This window comes from Achromobacter dolens, assembly GCF_902859745.1.
Lineage (GTDB): Bacteria > Pseudomonadota > Gammaproteobacteria > Burkholderiales > Burkholderiaceae_B > Achromobacter > Achromobacter dolens.
In genome coordinates this window covers 51551-71974 of record NZ_CADIJW010000008.1, presented here as the reverse complement: position 1 = coordinate 71974, position 20424 = coordinate 51551, and the positions used below count along the sequence as shown (strand labels likewise).

At 68.9% G+C, this 20424-nt stretch carries 16 protein-coding genes; 5 read left to right on the top strand and 11 right to left on the bottom strand.

The window, feature by feature from the left end; all coding sequences use genetic code 11:
- Nucleotides 1-17 precede the first annotated feature (17 nt).
- Both HV783_RS09055 and HV783_RS09050 read right to left on the bottom strand, forming a co-directional pair.
- The gene (locus tag HV783_RS09055; protein ID WP_054500645.1) at nucleotides 18-2279 is read right to left on the bottom strand and encodes an arginine/lysine/ornithine decarboxylase; all 2262 of its coding nucleotides are present in this window, start codon (nucleotides 2277-2279) and stop codon (nucleotides 18-20) included.
- A 247-nt stretch (nucleotides 2280-2526) separates the two neighbouring features.
- A complete protein-coding gene (locus HV783_RS09050) occupies nucleotides 2527-2979 on the bottom strand; it encodes a hypothetical protein (RefSeq protein WP_064528602.1) in 453 nt (150 codons plus the stop codon).
- A gap of 103 nt (nucleotides 2980-3082) precedes the next feature.
- On the opposite strand from HV783_RS09050, the gene HV783_RS09045 reads away from it, so the two are divergent.
- Entirely contained in the window at nucleotides 3083-3610 is a 528-nt protein-coding gene (locus HV783_RS09045; RefSeq protein WP_258955680.1) for a GNAT family N-acetyltransferase, read from the top strand.
- 9 nt (nucleotides 3611-3619) lie between these two features.
- Here the strand turns inward: HV783_RS09045 and HV783_RS09040 are convergent, their stop codons facing one another.
- A complete protein-coding gene (locus HV783_RS09040; RefSeq protein ID WP_175189020.1) occupies nucleotides 3620-4858 on the bottom strand; it encodes a GGDEF domain-containing protein in 1239 nt (412 codons plus the stop codon).
- A gap of 170 nt (nucleotides 4859-5028) precedes the next feature.
- On the opposite strand from HV783_RS09040, the gene HV783_RS09035 reads away from it, so the two are divergent.
- A complete protein-coding gene (locus HV783_RS09035; protein WP_064528607.1) occupies nucleotides 5029-5877 on the top strand; it encodes a VOC family protein in 849 nt (282 codons plus the stop codon).
- 53 nt (nucleotides 5878-5930) lie between these two features.
- Here the strand turns inward: HV783_RS09035 and dcd are convergent, their stop codons facing one another.
- The 4 genes from dcd to apbC all read right to left on the bottom strand — a co-directional run bounded on the left by dcd (nucleotide 5931) and on the right by apbC (nucleotide 13407).
- Nucleotides 5931-6494 (bottom strand): dCTP deaminase, encoded by a 564-nt coding sequence (gene dcd / locus HV783_RS09030; protein WP_006226186.1) that lies wholly within the window; start codon nucleotides 6492-6494, stop codon nucleotides 5931-5933.
- 92 nt (nucleotides 6495-6586) lie between these two features.
- The gene (locus tag HV783_RS09025) at nucleotides 6587-10426 is read right to left on the bottom strand and encodes a translocation/assembly module TamB domain-containing protein (RefSeq protein WP_437341317.1); all 3840 of its coding nucleotides are present in this window, start codon (nucleotides 10424-10426) and stop codon (nucleotides 6587-6589) included.
- Nucleotides 10423-12315 carry an autotransporter assembly complex protein TamA gene (locus HV783_RS09020; RefSeq protein WP_144655559.1) on the bottom strand — a complete coding sequence of 631 codons (1893 nt, stop codon included), beginning with the start codon at nucleotides 12313-12315 and terminating at the stop codon, nucleotides 10423-10425. Before HV783_RS09020 ends, HV783_RS09025 begins: the two co-directional genes overlap by 4 nt.
- Nucleotides 12316-12318: 3 nt before the next feature.
- Nucleotides 12319-13407 (bottom strand): iron-sulfur cluster carrier protein ApbC, encoded by a 1089-nt coding sequence (apbC, locus tag HV783_RS09015; RefSeq protein ID WP_054500638.1) that lies wholly within the window; start codon nucleotides 13405-13407, stop codon nucleotides 12319-12321.
- 101 nt (nucleotides 13408-13508) lie between these two features.
- On the opposite strand from apbC, the gene HV783_RS09010 reads away from it, so the two are divergent.
- Both HV783_RS09010 and metG read left to right on the top strand, forming a co-directional pair.
- Nucleotides 13509-13784 carry a hypothetical protein gene (locus tag HV783_RS09010; protein ID WP_006226181.1) on the top strand — a complete coding sequence of 92 codons (276 nt, stop codon included), beginning with the start codon at nucleotides 13509-13511 and terminating at the stop codon, nucleotides 13782-13784.
- Nucleotides 13785-14005: 221 nt separating this feature from the next.
- Complete coding sequence (metG, locus tag HV783_RS09005) at nucleotides 14006-16072, top strand: methionine--tRNA ligase (RefSeq protein ID WP_175189019.1); 2067 nt, start codon at nucleotides 14006-14008, stop codon at nucleotides 16070-16072.
- Nucleotides 16073-16159: 87 nt separating this feature from the next.
- Here the strand turns inward: metG and HV783_RS09000 are convergent, their stop codons facing one another.
- The 3 genes from HV783_RS09000 to HV783_RS08990 form a co-directional block, all read right to left on the bottom strand.
- Nucleotides 16160-16897, bottom strand: a complete 738-nt coding sequence (locus HV783_RS09000; RefSeq protein ID WP_175189018.1) for a sulfurtransferase — start codon at nucleotides 16895-16897, stop codon at nucleotides 16160-16162.
- Between the two features lie 97 nt (nucleotides 16898-16994).
- Nucleotides 16995-17789 (bottom strand): META and DUF4377 domain-containing protein, encoded by a 795-nt coding sequence (locus HV783_RS08995; protein ID WP_175189017.1) that lies wholly within the window; start codon nucleotides 17787-17789, stop codon nucleotides 16995-16997.
- 218 nt (nucleotides 17790-18007) lie between these two features.
- On the bottom strand, nucleotides 18008-18538 hold the full coding sequence (locus tag HV783_RS08990) for an META domain-containing protein (protein WP_054500634.1): 531 nt from the start codon (nucleotides 18536-18538) through the stop codon (nucleotides 18008-18010).
- A 254-nt stretch (nucleotides 18539-18792) separates the two neighbouring features.
- Between HV783_RS08990 and HV783_RS08985 the strand changes: the two genes are divergently transcribed.
- Nucleotides 18793-19956, top strand: coding sequence for an acyltransferase family protein (locus HV783_RS08985; RefSeq protein ID WP_332909708.1), 1164 nt, complete (start codon nucleotides 18793-18795; stop codon nucleotides 19954-19956).
- Here HV783_RS08985 and HV783_RS08980 read toward each other — a convergent pair.
- The gene (locus HV783_RS08980; protein ID WP_081273670.1) at nucleotides 19937-20332 is read right to left on the bottom strand and encodes a helix-turn-helix domain-containing protein; all 396 of its coding nucleotides are present in this window, start codon (nucleotides 20330-20332) and stop codon (nucleotides 19937-19939) included. The two genes, HV783_RS08985 and HV783_RS08980, sit on opposite strands and share 20 nt — an antisense overlap.
- Nucleotides 20333-20424 lie beyond the last annotated feature (92 nt).

Genomic DNA, 20424 nt, shown 5'->3' with positions numbered 1-20424 from the left:
CAGGACTCCGGACCCGATCAGTCTTCGATCAGGCAATCAACGTAATAGCGCTTCTCGCCGTCCGGACCCACTTCGTCGGCCAGGCCGTGGATGTAGGTCTCGAAGCCCGGGAAGCGCTCGTTGAACTCGCGCGCGAACTGCAGGTACTGGACGATGGTGCGGTTGAAGCGCTCGCCCGGGATCAGCAGCGGGATGCCCGGAGGATACGGCGTCAGCAGCACGCCGGTGACGCGGCCTTCCAGCTTGTCGATATCCACGCGCTCGACCTCGCGGTGCGCCATGCGGGCGAAGGCATCGGACGGCTTGAGCGCCGGCACCATGTCGCTCAGGTACATCTCGGTGGTCAGGCGGGCCACGTCGCGTTCGCGGTAGGCCTCGTGGATCTGCTGGCACAGGTCGCGCAGGCCCATGCGCTCGTAGCGGCGATGGCCGCGGCAGAAGTCCGGCAGGATGCGCCACAGCGGCTGGTTGCGGTCGTAGTCGTCCTTGAACTGCTGCAACGCGGTCAGCAGCGTGTTCCAGCGGCCCTTGGTGATGCCGATGGTGAACAGGATGAAGAACGAATACAGGCCAGTCTTCTCGACCACCACGCCGTGCTCGGTCAGGTACTTGGAGACCAGCGCGGCCGGGATCCCGGTTTCGCCGAAGCTGCCCGACATGTCCAGCCCCGGCGTGATGACCGTGGCCTTGATCGGGTCCAGCATGTTGAAGCCTTCGGCCAGGTCGCCGAAGCCGTGCCAGTGGTCGTTCGACTCCAGGATCCACTCATCGCGGTTGCCGATGCCTTCGGACACCAGGCGGTTCGGGCCCCAGACCTTGAACCACCAGTCGTTCTTGCCGAACTCCGATTCCACCTTGCGCATGGCGCGGCGGAAGTCCATGGCTTCGCGGATGCTTTCCTCGACCAGCGCGGTGCCGCCCGGCGGCTCCATCATGGCCGCGGCCACGTCGCACGACGCGATGATCGCGTACTGCGGCGAGGTCGACGTGTGCATCAGGTAGGCTTCGTTGAAGACGTTGCGGTCCAGCTTGCGGGTCTCGGATTCCTGCACGATGATCTGCGAGGCCTGCGAGATGCCGGCCAGCAGCTTGTGCGTGGAGTGGGTCGCGAACACCATCGCGTCCTTGCTGCGCGGACGGTCCTGGCCGATCGCGTGCATGTCCTGGTAGAACTCATGGAACGAGGCGTGCGGCAGCCAGGCTTCGTCGAAGTGCAGCGTGTCGACGTAGCTGCCCAGGTGTTCCTTGATCATCTCGACGTTGTAGATCACGCCGTCGTAGGTACTCTGCGTCAGCGTCAGGATGCGCGGGTTCTTGTTCACGGCTTCGCGCGCGAACGGGTTGGCCTCGATCTTCTTGCGGATGCTGTCCGGATGGAACTCTTCCAGCGGGATCGGGCCGATGATGCCCAGGTGGTTGCGCGTCGGGCGCAGGAACACCGGGATCGCGCCCGTCATCGTGATGGCGTGCAGGATCGACTTGTGGCAGTTGCGGTCCACCACCACCACGTCGCCGGCGGCGACGTTGGCGTGCCACACCACCTTGTTCGAGGTCGAGGTGCCGTTGGTCACGAAGTAGCAGTGGTCGGCGTGGAAGATGCGCGCCGCGTTCAGTTCGGACTCGGCCACCGGGCCGGTGTGGTCCAGCAATTGGCCCAGTTCGTCGACGGCGTTGCAGACGTCGGCGCGCAGCATGTTCTCGCCGAAGAACTGGTGGAACATCTGGCCCACCGGGCTCTTCAGGAACGCCACGCCGCCGGAGTGGCCGGGGCAGTGCCAGGAATAGGAACCATCCTGCGCATACTTGACCAGCTCGCGGAAAAACGGCGGCGGCAGGCTGTCCACATAGCTGCGCGCTTCGCGGATGATGTGGCGCGCCACGAATTCGGGGGTGTCCTCGAACATGTGGATGAAGCCGTGCAGCTCGCGCAGGATGTCGTTCGGAATGTGTTCCGAGGTGCGCGTCTCGCCGTACAGGTAGATGGGGATGTCGGCGTTGCGGAAGCGCAGTTCGCCGATGAAGGTGCGCAGGTTCTTGATCGCGCTGGCCACGTCCTCGGGCGAATCCACGTCGAACTCTTCGTCGTCGATCGACAGGATGAAGGCGCTGGCACGGCTCTGCTGCTGGGCGAACGAACTCAGGTCGCCGTAACTGGTCACCCCGATCACCTCGACGCCCTCGGCCTCGATCGCCGCGGACAGGGCGCGGATACCCAGACCGGACGCGTTCTCGGAACGGTAGTCCTCGTCGATGATGAAGATGGGGAAGCGGAATTTCATGCAGGCGCTCCTGGGGGCAAGGCGAATCGGACCGGGTTGGCGGACGCGAGTGTACTTCTAGTGAAAAACCGTCTGATGACAGGCGGGCGCGAGGTTCCCGCCGGCGGCGGGAATGGCCGAATTGTAGGGCCGTTTTTCTCCAGGCCCTATGGTTTTCCCGAAGACCGTTGCAACGCGTCCGCGAGCGGCCGCCGCGGGGCGGCCGGGAGAGCGCCGGCCAAGGCTCCCGCGAGAAGCTCGCGCGGCCCTACCGCAGGGTGCGGGCCTCGCCCGCCTCCAGGGCCGCGATGAAGCGGTCGAAGTACGGCGGGATGGCCTCGGCGGCGCCGTAGCGGATGCGCCGCTCGACCTTGGCGATGGCGCCGAAGCAGACCTCGGCCTCGGGCTCGCCGCAGACCAGCACCACCGGGTCCTCGTCGTCGCAGACCTCGTACAGGCCGCCATGGGCGCGCCGGGCCACCTCGTAGAGGTAGGCGGCGGCGCCGACAGTCTGCATGGGAGTCAGTGGCAATGTGCCCACATGCGCGGCTTCGAGCGCATCGTCTAGCGCATGGACGCTCGACGGTGTGTAGTCGAGCCCGGCTCCGGCGGAACCGGCGGCCTGGACGAAATCTTCGGCGGCGTGGGCCACGCGGGCCACGAACTCTTCCTGGACCTCGTCGCGCTCGGCCTCATGGTTTATCTTGAGGAAACCGAACATCGTTGGCTCCTTTGTGAAAACCGCAAGCGGCGTTGCCCCATTATAGGCAGCCGGGGCGCCTATACTGCCCCAACCGTACCTTATTCCCAACAATCCGCGTCCCGTGACCTCCGCATCCGGCCTCCTCGTCAGACGTCTGATCCCCCTGGATGCCCAGGCGCTGCGCCAATTGCGCCTGGACGCCCTGCGCGAGACTCCGGAAGCGTTCGGATCGAGTTACGAAGAGGAACATACGCTGACACTGGAAGACATCCGCGGCTGGATCGCGCCGGCGGACGACAGCGCGATGTTCGGCGTGTTCTCGGAAACGGCGCTGGCCGGCATCGCCGGCGTCACCCGCCAGCGCAAGCTGAAGATGCGCCACAAGGCACTTATCTGGAGCGTCTACGTAGCGCCCGAGTGGCGCGGCCGGGGCCTGGCGCGCCTGCTCATGCGCGCCGCCATCGATCACGCCGGCGCCATGCGCGGCGTGCGCACGGTGCAGTTGAGCGTCACCGCCAACAACGCGGCGGCGCGCCGGCTGTACGCCAGCCTCGGCTTCGAGGAATACGGCCTCGAGCGCGAGGCGCTGTGCGTCAATGGCAAGCTCTACGACGAGGTACTGATGGCGCTGGCCCTGTCCGGCCGCTAGGCGGCGCCGTCAGGCGGCGCCGGCGCGGCGTCGGGAACCGTAGGCCCAGACCTGGTTGCGGCCGCCGTCCTTGGCCTTGTAAAGCGCCTGGTCGGCCGCCTTGATGACGGCGTCCGGCGCGCGCAACGTCTCGCCGCGCTCGGCCACCCCGATGCTGACCGTGACCCGCAACGGCCGCACATTGCGTCCGCGGCCGCCGCGCCGGCGCAGGCCGGCCTGGTCCGCCTTGGGCCGCGCCGGCTTGTCGCGCAGGCGCATCTGGTAGGCCTCGATCGCGCGCCGCACCGTTTCCAGGTGCGGCATGGCCTCGACGGCGGTCTTGCCCGGAAACACCAGCGTGAATTCCTCGCCGCCGTAGCGGTAGGCATAGCCGCCGCCCGGCACCCGGCGCAGTTGCGCCGCCACCATGCGCAGCACCTGGTCGCCGACGTCGTGGCCGTGGGTGTCGTTGAACGCCTTGAAGTGATCGACGTCGGCCATCGCCAACGTATAGACGCGGCCCATGCGTTGCAGGCGCTCATTGAGCGCGCGGCGGCCCGGCAGCCCGGTCAGTTCGTCGCGGAAGGCCATGTGATAACCCTCGTGCGCCAGCGAAATAGACAGCGATGTCAGCGCGGCGGAAGCCATCACGGCCAGCTCGATGGGATGGGCGCCGCCGCGCGGCAGCGCCCAGGCCATGCAGACGAAACCCAGCCATTGGCCAGCCTGCTGCGGACGGCCATAGCGCAACAGCAGCAGGGTCAGGGTCAGGCCGGTGACCAGCAGCGCCGCCAGCGCTTCGGCCGGGATGCCGAGCCGCGCCAGCATGCCCTGCACGGCGAGCGTGCCGAACCACTGCCCGGCGCCGTCCTTGCCGGCCAGCGCGATGGCCGCGGCGCCCACCGCCATCAGAGCGATGCGCGCGGCCAGGTCCCACAGCATGCCGGCGCGTTCCGGCCAGAGCGCGTTGATGGTGTAGGCCAGCGACCACCACACCAGCGCGGGCCCCAGCGCCCACGGCGCCTCGCTGGCAAGCGTCGGCCAGATGGCCACGGCCATCAGCACGCCGAGCATCAGCGCGAGCGTCTGCGAACGCTGGTACATCAGGCAGATCGCCGCGCCGACCAGCGCCATGACCCACGGCACGAACGGCACGATCAGCGTCAGCGCCGGCGGCCACTGGCGCCACAACAACAGCCCCACCGCCGCAATCACCGGCAGCGCAGGATAGAACAACAGGGGCAGCCAGGGGATATGGGGGTAACGCACGGATAGGCCTTGCTCACGCTTGCTGAGATGACGTCGCCAAATCGGCAAACACATATGTCATTTTACGGTCGCCCCCCCGGGTTCTTTAGCGCCGCGCAGGCCGCCGGCGCGATTGCAACGCGGCGTGCGCGCCATGCTATGTTGTGCGATCCCTTCTTGCGGAAAACCTCATGCGCATCCTGGTCAACATCGACGTGCCCGATCTCGAGGCGGCCATCGACTTCTACCGCCGCGCCTTCGGCCTGGCGCTGCATCGCCGCCTCGGTCCCGGGGCCGCCGAAATGCTGGGCGCGTCGGCGCCGATCTACCTGCTGGAAAAGGCCGCCGGCACGCCCGCCGCGAGCGCCGCGCGGCAAGCGCGCGACTACGCCCGCCACTGGACGCCGGTGCATCTGGATGTGGTGGTCGACGACGTCGACAGCGCTGTCGAACGGGCAGTGGCGGCGGGCGCCACGCTGGAGGATGCCCCGGTATCGCACGACTGGGGACGCATCGCCCACCTGAGCGATCCGTTCGGTCATGGCATCTGCCTGCTGCGGTTCCTGGGCCAGGGCTACGACGCGCTGGCGGCGGGCGCGCTACGCGACGTGCCGGTCACTCCCGCGGATTTCGAAGCCCTGCTGGCCATCCGCATCGAGGCCATGCGCGAGAGCCTGGAACGCCTGGGCCGGTTCGACCCCGAGCGGGCCCGCGCGCGCCTGCGCGATACCTTCCGGCCGGATCACACCTGGATCATCGAGCGCGACGGCGCGCGTGTCGGCTTCTACGCGCTGCGTCCGGACGGCGACGGCCTGCGGCTGGATCATCTGTATGTGGTGCCCGCGGCGCAGGGGCTGGGGGTGGGCGGCCAGGTGCTGGGCCGCTTGCTGCAGGATGCCGACCGGCGCGGCCTGCCGGTCAGCGTGGGCGCGCTGCGCGGCAGCGACTCGAACCGCTTCTATCGCCGCCACGGCTTCGCGCAGGTGTCGGAAAGCGAATGGGACATCGAATACCTGCGCCCGGCGCCAGGGCGCTCCTGACGGGCGTTCAGGCATGGCGGGGCGCGCCGGGCGGCGCCCCCCGCGGCTGACGATCAGGTGCGCGGCAACGTCACGCCGCGCTGGCCCTGGTACTTGCCGCCACGGTCGGCGTACGAGGTCTCGCAGACCTCGTCGCTTTCCAGGAACAGCATCTGCGCGCAGCCTTCGCCGGCGTAGATCTTGGCGGGCAGCGGCGTGGTGTTCGAGAATTCCAGCGTGACGTGGCCCTCCCATTCGGGTTCCAGCGGCGTCACGTTGACGATGATGCCGCAGCGGGCATAGGTGCTTTTGCCCAGGCAGATCGTCAGCACACTGCGCGGGATGCGGAAGTATTCGACCGTGCGAGCCAGCGCGAACGAGTTGGGCGGGATGATGCAGACATCGCCCTTGAAGTCCACGAACGAGCCTTCGTCGAAGTTCTTGGGATCGACGATGGTGGAATTGATGTTCGTGAAGATCTTGAATTCGTCGGCGCAACGCACGTCGTAGCCGTAGCTGCTGGTGCCGTAGCTGACGATGCGCCCGCCATTGGCCGTGCGGACCTGACCCGCTTCGAAGGGTTCGATCATGCCGGCTTCGGCCTGGCGGCGGATCCAGCGGTCGCTTTTGATGCTCATGGTGGCGAGAGTGCTTGGGGAAATGGAATGGGCGTCATTTTATCCCGAGCGCGCCGCCCCGTCCCCGAACGGGAACGGAACGGCCACGGGCGTCAATCGCCGAAGAAGGTGCGGTACACGAGCGCGATGCCGTTGACCGAGCCGCCCTTCAGGTCCAGCGACAGGCCACGCGCCAGCCGGTAGCTGGCGCGGCCGACCGTGTCACTGCCCGCCAGCGCCTGCTCGACGCTCAGCGTGATGCCGTTGGCGAACGACTTGCTGGCCACCAGGAATTGCGTCGCCAACTGGCTGTCGCTGTCGCGGTTGACGTCGCCGGCCACGGTGCGGTCGGGCAGGATGCTGCCCGAGCTGCCCAGGTTGCCGGTGCGCACGCTGACGTCGTCCAGCCCGAACTGCTTGTAGAAGGGCTGGCCGCCGCCCAGCAGCGCCGTGCCCACCGACAGCAGCAGCGCGGCGTCGCTGCCGCTTTCGTCCGGGCCCCGGCCCAGCAGCAGCCACGACAGCTTCTCGACGTCGCTGACGTCAGGGTACGACACCAGGTCGATACGCGGACGCTGGGCAGTGCCCACCACTTTTACGCCCGCTTCGACCTGCTCGCCGGTGCGCAGCGCCTCGATATCCAGCAACGGGTTGTCCAGGCGGCCCTGGAAGGTCAGCGTGCCGCGCCGCAGCCGCAGCTTCTGGCCATAGGCCTCGATGCCGCCGCCTCGGGTGCGCAGCGCGCCCACGCCGGTCAGGCGGCCGTCGTTCAGCAGGATCTGGATCGACCCCAGCAGGCCGGCGTCCAGCCCCATGCCGGTGATGTAGAAGCGCGGCCCCATGTCGAACTTCAGGTTCATGCTGGTCTGCAGCGGGGTCGACACGGCGCCGGGATCGTCGCCCGCGCGGCGCACCTTGACGTCGTCGTCCAGCGACGGCACGCCCTGCAGGATCTCCAGGCTGAACCAGCCGGCGTCCGCCTTCAGGTCGCCGACGATGTCGATGCGCGGCATCGCGGCGTTCAGGTCGACGGTGCCGGACACCATGGCATAGCGGTCCGAGCGCTGCAGCGCCGGAAAGCGGTACAGCGTCAGGCGCACGTTGCCGCCGCCGTCGATCAGGTTCCATTGCCCCTTGGCCTCGGCATAGCCGCCCTTGGCCTCGGGGTTGGTGGTGATCCATTCCTTGGTGCGCCATTCGGCCGGCATCACGCGCAGCGAGGCCGGGAAACGCAGGCTGTCGAGCACCAGCTTGTCGCCGTCCAGCCGCGCCGCCAGCGTGCCGTCGATCAGGCGCACGCCGTCGTCGATGCGCACCACGCGCAGCTTGTCGCCGCGGATCGCGCCGCTCGCGCTCCACTTGCCGCTGAGCGTGCCCTGGGCTTCCAGGTTGGCCTTGACCTGGCCGCCGACCTCCATGGAGTCGCCGACGAACAGGCCGACCCAGGCCAGATCGGTGATATCCGCATCCAGCCTGGCGCGGATCGGCTGGCGCGGATCGAGCGCCATGCCGCCCTTGGCGTCCACCGCCAGCACCGCCGTGCCATTGCCGGCGATCTTGCCCATCTTGTCGGTGGCCAGGTCCAGCTTGGCGTCCAGCCGGCTGGCGTTGGCCGAGGTCGGCGTGGCGGTCAGGTCCAGCACCAGCGCCTTCACCCCCAGCGGCACCGGCGGATCGCCCGGAATCAGCAGATCGCCATCGCGCCGCGCGATGCGGGCGCGGCCGGCCAGGCGGCCGTCGAATTTCAGGTCCCAGGACGCGTCCAGCGCGATGCGGCGCTGGCTTTCCGCCACCGTAGCATTGACGCGCTTCGGTCCCTTGTTCATCTTGGCTGCGGCCTCCGGGTCGACGGCGGCGATCACCTGCCGCGCCATCGCGGCGGTGATGACCAGGTTGTCGGCCTGGCCGGCGGTTTCCCAGCGCTTGGCGTCGCCGCGCGAGCCCTTGTGCGCGATCGCCAGTTTTTCCTTGCCCGGCAGGGCCACCCCCAGCACGGTCTGCCCCACCTGCCACTGCCATTGCGGCGCCACCGCCGCCGGCAGGTAAGACAGCGTCACGGGCCGGTCGACCGAAACGGTGAAGCCGGCGCTGTCGGCCGTCAGGCGCGAAACCGTGCCGCGCCAACCGGTCAGGGCGGCGTCGGCCGCCCCCGCCGCGCCTTTGCCCCAACCGCCAGCGAAGGCGAGCGTGGCCTGGGCCCGCGATTCGCCCAACACGCCGGGGCGCGGCTTGGGCGGGTTGTAGCCGGCGGTGATCTCGGCCTTATGGGCGGCGATGGTGCCGCCGAGCTTGCCCTTGAGGTCGGCGCCGCCCGGAATGCCGGGCCAGAATGCATCCAATTGCGGCGCCTGCGCGTCCAGCGTCAGCGCGCCGTCGGCCCCGCCTATCTCGCCCTGCGCCCGGATCCGGTTGGCGCCGAGCTTGAGATCGACGTCCAGGCCGTGGATGCGCAGTCCGGCCAGCAGATCCGCGGCGGGTGTAGCGGCGTCGGGCTTGACGGCGGCATCGGGCGCATCGGGCGCATCGGCGGCGGGCCTGACCGCGGCATCGGGGGCTCCCGGCGCGGCATCTGGGCCCGACGCCACGGCGCTGGCGCTGGCCTGCGGGCCGGCGGCGGGCGCGGCGATATCCACCTGGGCCTTGACCGCGCCCGCCAGCGCCTGCTTGTTCCAGCGCGCGCCGTCTTCGAAGCGCAGGTCGATCGCGGCCTGGCGCAACTGGCTGAGGTTCTCGAACTCGGCGCTCAACTGCGCGCTGGCGCTGACGATCGCCGGCGGAATCGCGTCACCCAGCCAGGGCGACAGGTCCAGGCGCCGGGCCCCCACGGTGCCGACGATGCGGTCGCGGCCCGGCTGGCCGTCCACCGCCCGCAGGTCCAGGCGCGCCGACAGCGTCGACTGGTCCGGCAGCCGCGCCTCGGCCCGCGCGCTGCGCAGCACCAGCGGCGTGCGCGGCGCCAGATCGGCCATCACCTCCAACGCCAGGCCGGCGCCGGTGCCATCCAGCTTGGCCTGGATGCCGTCCAGCGAGCCCGCCGCATCGGCCTGCAACATCACCTGGCAGGCCGGCGCCGGCGGGCCGACGAACGCATCCGTGGTCTTGGCCGGGGCGCCCTCAGGCGGCGTGGCGGAGGACGGCTTGGCGCCTGCGGCGGCGGCCTTGGCGGTTTCCCCCTTGGCCTTGCCGGCCCGGGGCTTGGCCGCCTCGGACGCCTTGGGCCGCTCCTCTTGCGGTTTCGCGGGTGGCGCGAACTTGCCGCTCAACTGGTCGGCCTGGCACAGCGGCGACGCCGACCCCGATCCGCGCGCCATCACGTCCAGCCGCGCGGCGAACGGCCAGGGGTCGGCCAGGCCCTGCAGTTCGGCTTGCCCGCTCAACTGCGCCTGGCCGATCTCATGGCCCACGCGCAGATTGGCGATGCGTAGCTGCGCGCCCTGTTTGCCGGCCGCGAACGTGGCGCTCAGGTCGCCCAGTTCGACCGGCAGCGGTTGGCCGTCCTGCAGCAGATGGAATTCACCCAGCGCCAACCGGTCCACCGCAATGTCCACCGGCAGCGCCGGCAGGCTGAAGGGTTCTTCGGGCTTGTCATTGGCCGGCGCGTCCTCGCTGGCGGTCAGGCCGATCTCGACATTCGTGGCCGAGAGTTCGCGCACATGCAGCAGCCGGTTGCCCAGCGCGCGCCAATGCACGCTCAGGCGCAGGTCGCTGATGCCGATACGGGTGCCGCTGATGTTCAAGTCGAGCCGCCCGACATCCAGCCCGCGCAGGACCGAGCCGCGCACGTCCAGCGCCTGGCCGTCCAGTTGCTGGGCGGCGGTGGTCAGCAGCAGGCGCGATCCGGTCTGCGAGGCCAGCAGCCAGAACACGAAGCTGCAGGCCAGCACGGCCAGCATCGCCAGCCCGGGCAACCACCAGACCAGCACATGGCGCAGGAACCGGCGCAGCCCCGTCAAAACGCGATCCCCAGCGAGAAGTGCAGGCGCAGGTCGCGCTCGCGCTGGCCGTAGGCCACGTCCAGGAACAGCGGGCCGGCCGGCGTGCGCACCCGCGCGCCCACGCCGTAGCCGACCGCCAGCGACATGTCGCCGAACGACTGCGCCGCGTCGCCCGCATCGACGAACACGCCCATGCCCCAGCGTTCGTTGAAGTAATGGTCGTACTCGATGCTGCCGACCACCAGCGTGGGCGCCCCCACGATGGCCTTGTCGCGCTTGAGGCCGATGCTCTGGTACTTGTAGCCGCGTATCGAACGCGCGCCGCCGGTGCGGAAGCCGAAGTCGTCCGGCACCTGGACATTGCCGTTGGCCCAGACGCGGCCGACCTCGCCGCGCACGGTCAGCACGTCCAGCTTGCCGATCGGCCACCACTTCTGGGCACGGAAACGCGCTCGGGTGTAGGGCTCGCCGGTATCCAGCGTCACGCCCACGCCGCCGCCCAGCGCGATCAGGTTGCCCTCGCGCGGATCGTACTTGTTGTCCACGTCGCGCCGCAGCCACTCGCCGGTGGCGGTCAGCGTGGGCAGCGAATATTCGTCGCCGCCGTCGATCTTGACGTCATCGTGCGCCAGCAGCAGGCCCCAGCGGGTTTCGTAGGTGACCCGGCTGTCGCCGGCGCCCTGGCGCTCCTGGCTGCGGGTGGCGCCCAGGGCATAGCGGGTCACCGCCAGGCCCTGGATGTCGGAATGCTGCGCCAGCACCCCGACGGAATCCTTGTAGCCGCGCTCGGTCGGGGGCAGCAGGATGTCGGTGTAGACGCGCTGCTGCAGCCGGTCCACGCTGAACCCCGACTCCATTGTCACAGGCTGGCCGAACACCACGTTCTGGCGGTAGAGTGATTCCAGCCGCACGCCGGCTTCGTCGTCGACGCCGATCGAGGCCGAGAAACGCTTGGGCGGCGCCTCGACCACGCGCACCTGCACCGGCAGCGTCACCTCGCCGTCGGAATCGTAGGCGGGCGGCGCCGGCGGCATGGCGCCGGACACCACCGGATCGCCCGCAGGCGCGGCCTCGGCGGCGTTGGCCGCGCCCGGCGCGCGGGCCCGGTCGGACAACGGCTCCGTCGTCTGCGCGTCGCTGCCCGGCTGCCGCAACGCCACGAAGGCGCCGCGAAAAAAGGCCGTGGACTGCAGGTCCTGCTGCCATTCGTCCAGGCGGTTCTGGTCATAGGGCGAACCCGGCGAATAGCGCACGTAGCGGGTGATGAGCTTGGGCGGCACCCGCTCCAGGCCCTCGGTGCTCAGTTCGCCCATGCGCACCTGCGGCCCGCTGTCGATGGTGACGCGCAGGGCGGCCGAGGCCGTGTCGGCCTGCACGTCGGCCTCGGAGGCCGTCATGCGGGCCAGCATGAAGTCGCGCACCGAGGTCTCGTCCAACAGGGTGGACTTGGCCTTGTTCCAGTCGGCGTTGATGAACGGCTGGCCCGGTTTGAGCAGCCAGTCGTCGCGCAGCTTCTGCACGCGCTGCGCGTATTCCGGCCGCGTGATGCGGCCGGTGAAGGTCAGGTCGACCGACGACACCGTGGTGCGCTTGCCCGGCACGATGCCGATGTCCCAGGTTTCGCCGCCGATGTCGGTCCCTGCCTCGAGCGTGACGGTGGGCGAGAAGTAGCCCTGGGTGGCCAGCGCGGCCAGCGTGGCGTCGCGGGCGCGGCGCCGCAGGCGGTTGATTTCGCCGCCGTCCTGGTCTTCAGCCAGGCGCGCGATGGCGCCCACCGCCTCGGTGATCGCCTGCAGCGCCGCCGGCGGCACGCCGCCGGGGTCCACGATGATTTCCGGGCGCTTGGCCACCGCCTCGCCCGCCACTACGCAAAGTCCAGCCAAGAAGGCCCGGGCCGCCCACCGCATGCGTTACGACGGCTGCTGCACGACGATGGACGGGAATTTCCCGGCCATGTCACGGGGCAGCGCCGCAACGCCGGCCGCGAGTTTACGGGCGATGGCGCGGTACAGGCCCGCCGCTTCGCTGCCAGGATCGGCCACCACGGTGGGGGTGCCGGCGTCGGTCTGCTCGCGGATCGCCAGCGTCAACGGCAGGCTGCCCAGCCAGGGCGTGCCGTACTGCTCGGCCATGCGCTGGCCGCCGCCTTCGCCGAAGATGTGCTCGGCATGGCCGCATTGCGAGCAGATGTGAATGGCCATGTTCTCGACCACGCCCAGGATCGGCACCTCGACCTTCTGGAACATGCGCAGGCCCTTGCGCGCGTCCAGCAGCGCGACGTCCTGCGGCGTGGTGACGATGACCGCGCCCACCACCGGCACCTTCTGCGCCAGCGTCAGCGCCACGTCGCCGGTGCCCGGCGGCATGTCGACGATCAGGTAGTCCAGGTCGCGCCAGTTGGTCTGGCGCAGCAATTGTTCGAGCGCCTGGGTCACCATCGGGCCGCGCCAGATGGCGGGCGAGTCGGCATCGATCAGGAAACCGATGGAGTTGGCCTGCAGGCCATGGCCGGTCAGGGGCTCCATGCTTTTGTTGTCCAGGCTCTCGGGACGGCCCGAGACGCCCAGCATGGTCGGCACGCTGGGGCCGTAGATGTCGGCGTCCAGCAGGCCGACCTTGGCGCCCTCGGCGGCCAGGGCCAGCGCGAGGTTCACGGCCGTGGTGCTCTTGCCCACGCCGCCCTTGCCGGAGGCGACCGCAATAATGTTGCGCACATTGGGCAGCGGCTTGAGCCCCTTCTGCACGGCATGCGCGGCCACCTTCCAGGACACGCTCACCTGGGCGCCGGGCGCGCCGGCGGCGGCCAGCGCCGCCACGGCGATCTCGCGCACCTGGTCGCGGACGGCGTCGGCCGGATAGCCCAGTTCCAGCGCCACGGCGACGCGGCCGCCATCGATCTGGATGTCACGATCTCTTACAGATACACCCAGGTCCAGGCCGGTATTGGGGTCGTGCGCGGCGCGCAGGGCGGCGCGCAGGTGTTCTATCGTTATACTCATGTCACTATGGTTCCGTAGGCAGCGCGGCGTCTGCGGGCCGCCATCCCCTAAAGGATAGCGGATACACGGGAACCTTTCGCTGCGTTTTGCATCCGACCTACATGACCAATACTCTTATCCGCTTCTTCCGAGCCGTCTTATTCGCCGCCCTGGCCCTGATCGGCATGGCAATGGCGCTGGTCTTCATGCTGTCCACGGCGATCGCCGTGGCGATCCTGTACGTGGTCGCCAAGGTGCGCGGCAAGCCTTTCGGCGTGCGCGCCTACTGGAGCCAGCGCCAGGGTGCCCGTCCGGGCCCGTTCCAGTCCGCCACCGCCCCGTTCGCCACGCAGCCGCGCGGCGACGTGATCGACGTCGAGGCCCGCGAGATCCGCTGAGCGCGGCATCGCCGGCGCCCGCCGCCTCCCGCGGCGGCCCGCGCCGCGCACTCGTGGCCGAACGACCGGCTCGCTGTTCCCCAACCCGCCTGGCGCCCGCGTGCGCGACCGGCGGGTTGTGTCGTTTCAAGGGGCCCGTCCCCCGCCCTGCGGGCGCATCGCCGCCATTGCCCTAAAATGGCCGGCCAACCCATTTTTCCCCTCAACCTCGACCGACAACCATGTCTCGCACCCTCTTTGTCACCACTGCGCTGCCCTACGCCAACGGATCCTTCCACATCGGCCACATCATGGAGTACATCCAGGCCGACATCTGGGTTCGTTCGATGCGAATGGCGGGCCACACGGTGCACTTCGTGGGCGCCGACGACGCGCACGGCGCGCCGATCATGCTGAAGGCCGAGAAAGAAGGCATCACGCCGCAGGCCCTGGTGGCGCGCTACGCCGCCGAGCGCCCGCAGTACCTGAACGGCTTCCACATCCGCTTCGACCACTGGCACACCACCGATTCGCCCGAGAACGTCGCGCTGTCGCAGGACATCTACCGCGCGCTCAAGGCGCAAGACCTGATCGAGACCCGCTCCATCGAGCAGTTCTACGACCCGGTCAAGGGCATGTTCCTGGCCGACCGCTACATCAAGGGCGAATGCCCCAAGTGCCACGCCAAGGACCAGTACGGCGATTCGTGCGAGGTCTGCGGCGCCGTCTACGCGCCCACCGACCTGATCAATCCGTACTCGGCCCTGACCGGCGCCACGCCGGTGCTGAAGTCGTCGGATCACTTCTTCTTCAAGCTGTCGGATCCACGCTGCGTCGAATTCCTGCAGCAATGGACCACCGGCAGCAACGCCCACGGCGGCAAGCACCTGCAGCCCGAAATGCTGGCCAAGACCCGCGAATGGCTGGGCGCCGAGGACGGCGAGGCCAAGCTGGGCGACTGGGACATCTCGCGCGACGCGCCCTATTTCGGCATCGAGATCCCGGACGCGCCGGGCAAGTACTTCTACGTCTGGCTGGACGCGCCGGTGGGCTACCTGGCCTCGCTGAAGTCGTACTGCGCGGTCAAAGGGCTGGACTTCGACGCCCTGCTCGACCCGGCCGGCAGCACGGAGCAGGTCCACTTCATCGGCAAGGACATCGTCTATTTCCACGCGCTGTTCTGGCCCGCGATGCTGAAGTTCGCCGGCCGCAAGACGCCGGACGCGGTCAATGTGCACGGCTTCATCACCGTCAGCGGCGAAAAGATGTCCAAGAGCCGCGGCACCGGCATCTCGCCGCTGCGCTACCTGGAACTCGGCATGAACGCCGAGTGGATGCGCTATTACATCGCCGCCAAGCTGAACGCCCGGGTCGAGGACATGGACTTCAACCCCGAGGACTTCATCGCCCGCGTCAACAGCGACCTGGTCGGCAAGTACGTCAACATCGCCAGCCGCGCCGCCAGCTTCATCACCAAGCACTTCGACGGCAAGCTGGCCTATGCGGGCGACACCGCCGCGCTGTCGGCCGAATACGCCGCGCAGGCCGAGTCGATCCGCGCCGCCTTCGAGGCGCGCGAGTACAACCGCGCCATCCGCGAGATCATGGCCTACGCCGACCGCATCAACCAGGCGTTCGACACGGCCCAGCCGTGGGTGTTGGCCAAGGGCATCGCCACCGCCGACGGGGCGCAGAAGGCCGCGCTGCAGGACATCTGCTCGCGTTCGCTGGCCGGCTTCAAGGCCCTGTCGGTGATGCTGGCGCCGGTGCTGCCGGCCCTGGCCGAGCGCGTCGCGCGCGAGCTGTTCGCCGCCGAGGCCGACTTCACCTGGGCCGACGCCGCCGTGCTGCCGCAGCGCGTGGCGCCGTTCAAGCACCTGATGCAGCGCGTCGAGCCGCAGATGCTGGAAGACCTGTTCGAGCCGCCCGCCGCCCCCGCCGTGATCCCCGGCGGCGAGCCGCTGGCCGAGACCATCTCGATCGACGACTTCGCCCGCGTCGACCTGCGCATCGCGCAGATCGTCAACTGCGAGCACGTCGAAGGCTCGACCAAGCTGCTGCGCCTGACGCTGGACGTGGGCGAAGGCCGCCACCGCAACGTCTTCTCCGGCATCAAGTCGGCCTACCAGCCCGAAGACCTGATCGGCAAGCTGACCGTCATGGTCGCCAACCTGGCGCCGCGCAAGATGAAGTTCGGCGTCTCGGAAGGCATGGTGCTGGCCGCCAGTCATGCCGACGAGGCGGTGGACGCCGGCATCTACGTGCTGGAGCCGTTCCCCGGCGCCAAGCCCGGCATGCGCGTGCGCTGATCCGCACACCCGAGCCATGCGAAAAAGCCCGCAATCTGCGGGCTTTTTTTCATGCGGCGGCGGCGCGCCGGTCCTCGCGGGACGGAATCAATCCTTGCTCGGCGCCAGCGCCGGGTCGAGCGAAATACGTTCGTCGAACACGAAGCACTTGCCGTCGAACCCCGGGCCGCCGGTTTCCTCGAAGTACTTGAGGATGCCGCCGTCGAGCTGGTAGACGTTGTCGATGCCGGCTTCGTTCATGTAGATGGCGGCCTTCTCGCAGCGGATGCCGCCTGTGCAGAAGCTGACCACGGTCTTGCCTTCCAGCTCGGCGCGATGCGCCTGCACCGCCGCCGGGAACTGCGTGAAGCGGTCGATGCGCCAGTCGATGGCGTCGCGAAAGGTGCCCTCGTCGACTTCAAAGGCATTGCGCGTATCCAGCATGACCACCGGACGGCCGCTGTCGTCGGTCCCCTGCTCCAGCCAGCGCGCCAGCGTCTTCGCATCCACACCCGGCGCGCGGCCGGCCTCGGGCCGGATCGCCGGGTGGTTCATGCGGATGATTTCGCGCTTGATCTTCACCAGCAGCTTGCGGAACGGCACTTGCGCACTGTGGCTGAACTTCACTTCCAGGTCGGCGAAGCGGGCGTCGCCGCGCAAGCCGCGCAGGAAGGTGTCGATGCCATCGACCGCGCCCGCCAGGAACAGGTTGATGCCTTCCTCCGCCAGCAGGATGGTGCCCTTCAGGCCCGCCGCCCCGGCCTCGGCCAATAGCCGGGCGCGCAGCTCGGGCAGCGCCTCCAGCGAGACGAATTTGTAGGCGGCGATATTGACGACGGAAGACATGGCAAAGCGGGGCAAAAAACGGCGAAGGCCGTAATAGTAATCGCTGCCCCGCGCGGCCCGCTTGTCGCGGGTCAAGCGCGGGCCCCGCCCTCCCGGCTCAGCGCCGCACGATTTCCTGTTCCACCACCGTATCCAGCACCCAGCGCAGGCCCGAGGCGTCGGCCGGCGGATTCGGGTCCCGGACCTCGACCACGCGCAGGCGATAGCGGATGCCGGGCTGGAAATTGAAGCCGGTGATGTCGCCGTACCAGAGCTGCCACGGCTGCGTCGGCGTGTCGCGCACCTGGTAGCACATGGCGCGGCCGGCGCCGGCGTTGCACGGCACGCGTTCGGCGTTGACGTAGACCAGCTTGGTCGCGCCCACCTGGCCGCCGGCGACCGGATCGAGACGGCGGCCAAAATCCAGCGTGTCGCCGTTGCTCAAGGCCCAGGTCATGCGCTGCGGATTGCTGGTGTTGTCGAACGAGGTGGCGGTGATGCGCGTCAGGCTGGCCAGGAATTCCTGTTCGAGCTTCATGTTGACCGGCGCGCAGGCCTTCATCGTCGCCACGGGGTTGGACGGGATGAGCAACTGGCCGTTGGCGACGGTGTAGGGCGCGCTGTAGGTATTGCAGCCGGCGAAACCGGTGGCCCGCGTGGCGCCCTGGTCATGGATGAAGCCGATGGTCAGCGGCACCGAATTGGAGGACGGATGCGGGATCTCGCGCAGCGCGCCGCCGGGGCGGGTCCAGCGCGCCAGGTCCCAGTTGGTCTGCGCCAGCACGTCGGAGGCGGCGGCCGGCTGGAAGCGCGGGTCGCGTCCGTCGGCGGTGCGTGGCGGCGCCGCGCAGGCCGCCAGCGTCAGGCCAAGCGCGCAAGGCGCGATCCAGCGCCAGGAAGTGGACAAGGACATGCAAATCTCTCCCGCAAGAAACCAGGATGCGCGCCGCGGCGCGCCCGCCGGACGGCCGGCAGCGCCAATTGTAGGCGCGGCACGGCCGCCCGCCCGGCGCCGGAAAACATACTGAAACACCTGCACATTCCCTGGAGGTCACGGAAGGGCGCGGTTGCCTCGGTCCGCTCCGGGGCGCAATCCACGTCCTGGACGGGCGCCACGCACGGGATCCGGCGTCAGGGCGTCGGCGGGTCCTGGCGCCGCTCGAATTCCAGCACGTCGCCGCCACGCAGGTTGAAGGTCAGGTGGCGCGGCGCGCCGCCGCTGTCCAGCGTGAACGTGTCGATCGCGCCCAGCCCGCGCAGGTAGTCGCTTTCGAGCGCGGCGCGGGCCGCCGGCACGCACGCCATGCGCGTGGCGGCGGGCGCGTCGATCGCCAGCTTGCCGCTTTGCAGCTTGTAGCTGCCCATGTAGCGATTGCAGCCCGAAAAGCCTTCGACCCGGTATTGCTTGCCCTGCGCCAGGAAGGTCAGGCGGATCGGCTCGCCGTTGTCGCCATGCGGAATCTCGCGCAGGGCGCCGCCGGACTGCGTCCAGCGCACCAGCTCCCAACTGGTCTGGGCCAGTGAATCCGCGCTGCTGGCCGCGTTGGCGGCGGCGGCGCCCTCGGCGCGCGCGCCTCCGGTCGATCCGGCGCAGCCGGCCAGCGCCATGGCCAGCATTCCGGCGCCGACCAGGCGGCAAGGCGTAGACAGGAAGGTAAACATGGACAGCACTCCTGAAAAGACACAGCCTCGACTGTAACCGCATGGGCTCAGCACGTCCCGTGCCCTCCTCCCGACAGCCGAATCCCAAAGCTGCACGCGGGGCGAGGCGCGTTACGCCGCGCGCTGGAAGGGGGTGCATCGTATGCCGCATGGCGGCGGGCCGCCGTGGCGCGCAGAATCGGCTGACGCCTCGCGCCCGGCCGGCAACGGCCCGGCTGACGACCAAGACAATTTCCGGAGACACGGCGATGGGCATGCTGAGAACTTTGCTGGCGCTGTCCGTCGTCCTGGATCACCTGGGCGGCGGCGCGACCGACTGGCTGGTGGGCGGGCGCCTCGCCGTGCAGCTTTTCTACGTGATATCGGGCTTTCTGATCTCCTATGTGCTGACCGCCACTGACCACTACCGCGACGCGCCCGGCCGGTTCTACGCCAACCGCGCGCTGCGCCTGTACCCGATCTACCTGGCCGTGGCCGTATTGACGCTGCTGGCCTATGCCGTCGGCGGCGAGGGGTTCTGGCGCGTTTACGACGGCCTGCCGCTGGCCGCCACGCTGTTCCTGGCGCTGTCGAATCTGTTGATCCTGGGCCAGGACTGGCTGATGTTCTTCGGCATCGACCACGGCGCGCTGGCCTTCACCGGCAGCTTCGCCCGCAGCGACGTGCCGCTGTACCAGGGCCTGCTGGTGCCGCAGGCCTGGACGCTGGGCGTCGAGATGAGCTTCTACCTGATCGCCCCCTTCGTGCTGCATTCGCCCCGGCGCCTGCTGGTCCTGCTGGCGGCGTCCCTGGCGCTGCGCGTGGCGCTGATCGCCAGCGGCATCGGCCTGAGCGACCCGTGGACCTACCGCTTTTTCCCCACGGAACTGGCGCTGTTCCTGGCTGGATCGCTGTCGCACCAGATGCTGCTGCCGCGCTGGCAGGCCTGGAGCCGCCGCGTCGCCTGGCTGCCCGAGCTGGGCACCGGCCTGCTGACGCTGTACGTGCTGGTGCATTTTTCGATCGGCATGCCGCATACGCTGCGCGACGGCCTCGCGGTGCTGCTGTTCGCGGCGCTGCTGCCGCTGGCCTTCCTGTTCCAGGCGCGCCATCGGCTGGACAAGGCCATCGGCGAACTCAGCTACCCGATCTACATTGGCCACGCGCTGGTCATTCTTTTTTTCGGCTGGCTGCTCGACGGCGCGCAACTGCGCCAGCCCGCCATGTTCACGGCCCTGGTGGTGACCGGCTGTATCGGCTTTGCCGCGTTGCTCAACAGCCTGATCGCCGATCCGGTGGAACGCCTGCGCCGGCGCCTGCGCACGACGCAGCCGCCAGCGGCGACGGACGCGGGCAACGCGCCCGAAGCGGCGCGCAGGAAAACGCCGCGACGGCGCGCCGCCGCCACCGCCGTGGGGACTATTCGCCGCGCGCCTTGATGTAGGCCGCCAGCACCTGTTCGATCTGGCGCTTTTCCTGTTGGCTCAGGCGCGCATAGGTCGCGTACGACACCGTCTCGAACGGCCAGGGCGGCTGCTCGGGATGATTGCTCGCATTCATGGCGGGCTCGGCATAACCGGGGTTGAGCATCGGCCCTTCGCCGGTGCTGAGCCACATGGGATTGACCCGCAGCGCTCGCGTCAGCTTGATGAGCGCGTCGCTGGAGGGCTGCTGGCGTTGGCCGCTCTCATAGTTGCCGATAGCGCTTTGCGACAGGTTGCTCGCGACCGCCAAGTCTTTCTGTGTCCATCCCTGAAGCATTCTTGCAGTGCGCAGACGATGGCTAAACGTGTCCAATCGATCAACCTGAGACATTAATATGAATTTATTTATTTGATTAAAACATCTCAATACTGCCGCCAAAGAAAGGGATTACACCCCAATTCCGGGGCTAATCCGTAAATCGC